This window comes from Kitasatospora sp. NPDC091257 (assembly GCF_044757675.1).
Lineage (GTDB): Bacteria > Actinomycetota > Actinomycetes > Streptomycetales > Streptomycetaceae > Kitasatospora > Kitasatospora lactacystinica.
The window spans coordinates 1-2,676 of the sequence record NZ_JBIVVI010001206.1 but is presented as its reverse complement, the minus strand read 5'-3'; the positions used below and the strand labels follow the sequence as shown (position 1 = coordinate 2,676).

Annotated in this window: 2 protein-coding genes; both read right to left on the bottom strand. The window is 74.3% G+C overall.

Translation table 11 applies throughout. The features are described 5' to 3' along the window. Positions 1-475: 475 nt before the first annotated feature. Positions 476-1,672, bottom strand: coding sequence for a DNA-processing protein DprA (gene dprA, locus ACIQOV_RS36330; protein WP_401055077.1), 1,197 nt, complete (start codon positions 1,670-1,672; stop codon positions 476-478). Continuing rightward, positions 1,669-2,676, bottom strand: a 1,008-nt coding sequence (locus tag ACIQOV_RS36325) for an ATP-binding protein (protein ID WP_401055076.1), incomplete at its 5' end; no start/stop codon positions are given. The genes ACIQOV_RS36325 and dprA, both read right to left, overlap by 4 nt.

Genomic DNA, 2,676 nt, shown 5'->3' with positions numbered 1-2,676 from the left:
GGGCACCCCGGCGGGTGCACCGGCAGGCGCGCCGGCGGAGCCTGCCGCGTCCGCGCCCTGGACCGGCTCGGCACCCCGGGCCGCGTCCGTAGGCTGGGGCGCCACCGCCGGCCGGCCGCCCTGGCGCGACAGGCCTCCCATCGTCCCCGCCGACTTGGCCGGGAAGTCGGGCACGGGGCGCCTCTCGGTCCGCGGCCCTCCCGAGGACCGAGCGCCACCGGTCACTCTGTGTCCGGGAATGTGTGTGGGCATGCGTTGGTCTGCGCCGTTCTGCCGAGTCATGTGCTGATAGGGAAGGCATGTGGAGCGTAGCGTGACCGACTCACTGCAAAGCGCTACCGCCACTCGGTCGTCCCCCGATCCGGTGGCGTTCGCACACCGGATCCGGGCGACGAACAGGAGAACGGATCGGCAGGTCAGCAGGGCGGCTTCGACGTGCGTTCCCTCGACGCGAGCGCGTTCTCCGTTCCGGCGATCACCTCCTGCGCACCACGCGCCAGTGCGCGCCGTGCCGCTCCACGTAGCCGAGCGAGCCCAACTCGTAGAGCCGTTGAAGGACTTCGTCCGGCGGGAGACCGGACTGCCGGGCCAGTCGCTCGACCGGGGCGCCCTCCGGCGTCGCCGGTACGGCTTCCAGCACCCGGGCGACCGCCGGCTCCAGCAGGTCGCGCGGGAGCACCGGACCGCTGCGCTGCGGTGCCAGATCGTCCCCGATCGCCCCGATCAGCTCGGTGATCTCGGCCGCGTCGGTGACCAGGACGGCGGCTCCGCTGCGGATCAGGGCGTGCACCCCGGCGGAGAAGGCCGAGGTCACCGGGCCCGCGACGCCCATGGTGTGACGGTTGAGGTCCCGCGCCCGTCTGGCTGTACTCAGGGCGCCGCTGCGCACCGCCGCCTCGACCACCACCGTTCCCCGGGTGAGCGCCGCGATGACCCTGTTGCGCAGGACGAAGCGGAAGCGGTTCGGGTGCTCCCCGGGCGGGAGTTCACTGACCAGCAGACCCTGGACGCCGATCCGCCGGATCAGTTCGGCGTTGCCCTTGGGGTAGGCCACGTCGACGCCGCAGGCGAGCACGGCGGCGGTCATTCCGCCGACCGCGAGTGCCCCGCGGTGTGCGGCCGCGTCGATCCCGTAGGCCGCTCCGGAGACCACCATCCAGCCGCGCTCGGCCAGTTGGGCCGACAGCTCCCCCGCGACGTGGGCGCCGTAGGCGGTGCAGGCGCGGGAGCCCACCAGCGCGACCGAGCGGAGCGCGAGCAGCCGCAGCGAGCCGGTACCCGCCACCCAGAGCCCGACCGGACGTCCGTCACCCAGGTCGTCGAGTTGGCTGGGCCACTCGGTGTCCCCCGGAATGATGAACCGTCCACCGACGTCCCGTACCCGTTTCAGGTCCATCTCCGGGTCCAGGCCCGGGAGCCGCGCCTGGTACCCGGCCAGTCGGGTGGCGTCCAGTCCGGGATGGTCGGGCACCGTCCCGTCCCGGATCGCCTTGACCACGTCGACGGCGGAGAGTTGGCCGAGCCACCGGCCGACCACCGCGTCCCCCGGTTCGCTGAGCCGGCAGATCAGCACCCGGGCGAGGCGCTCGGGCTCGGGCCCGTCGTTGGTGTCGGCACCGGCCACGGCCTCGGCCGCGCCGGGAATTCGAGGTTGCCTCAGCAGCTGGTTCATGCCTCACCCTTCTGGTTCCGCGAACGGTCGTCGAGCGCCCCGGGCGTCCTGGGCGTCGCGGACCAGCCGTCCTCCGGACTGTCGCGCTGTGCCGGGATTCCGCCGCACCGGCCGAGGACCCGCTCGGCCAGCGGGAGTCCGTGCTCCACGCCGGTGCGCAGGACCAGCGCGGTGCGCACGTCCCGCTGGTCCGGCCGGTCGCGTCCGGCGAGGTCGGCGACCGTCCAGGCGACCCGGAGCACCCGGTCCAGGCCCCGGGCCGTCAGCAGCCCCCGCTCCAACTGCCGCGCGGCGTCGTTGAGCGCGCCGGGCCCGAGCTGCCAGCGGGTGCGCAGTTCGTGGCCCGGCACCTCCGCGTTGGTCCGCCACGGGGTGTCCGCCAACCGGGCCGCCGCCCGCTCACGCGCGGCCAGCACTCTGGCCGCGACGGTCTCGGTGGTCTCCGCCGTGGTGTCCCGTTCCATGAGCTCGACCCTGGTCACCGGGGCCACCTGGACCTGGAGGTCGACCCGGTCCAGCAGCGGCCCGGAGAGCCGCCCCTGATAGCGGCTGACCATGGCCGGGGTGCACTCGCAGCCCTCGCCCCGCCGCGAGTACCGGCCGCACGGACAGGGGTTGGCCGCCAGGCAGAGCAGGAAGCGGGCCGGGAGCCGCAACGAGCCGGCCGAGCGGGCGATCACCACCTCGCCCGCTTCCAGCGGCTGGCGCAGCGCGTCGAGCACCCGGACCGGGAACTCCGGCGCCTCGTCCAGGAAGAGCACGCCCCGATGGGCCAACGAGACCGCCCCCGGTCTCGGCAGACCGCTGCCGCCGCCGACGATGGCCGGCATCGTCGTGGAGTGGTGCGGAGCGCAGTAGGGCGCGGTGTCGATCAGTGGACGCCCGGCCGGGAGCAGCCCGGCCACCGAATGGACGGCGGTGACCTCCAGTGCCTCCTTCTGGGTCAGCGGCGGGAGCAGCGAGGGCAGCCGCTCCGCCAGCATCGTCTTGCCCGCCCCCGGTGG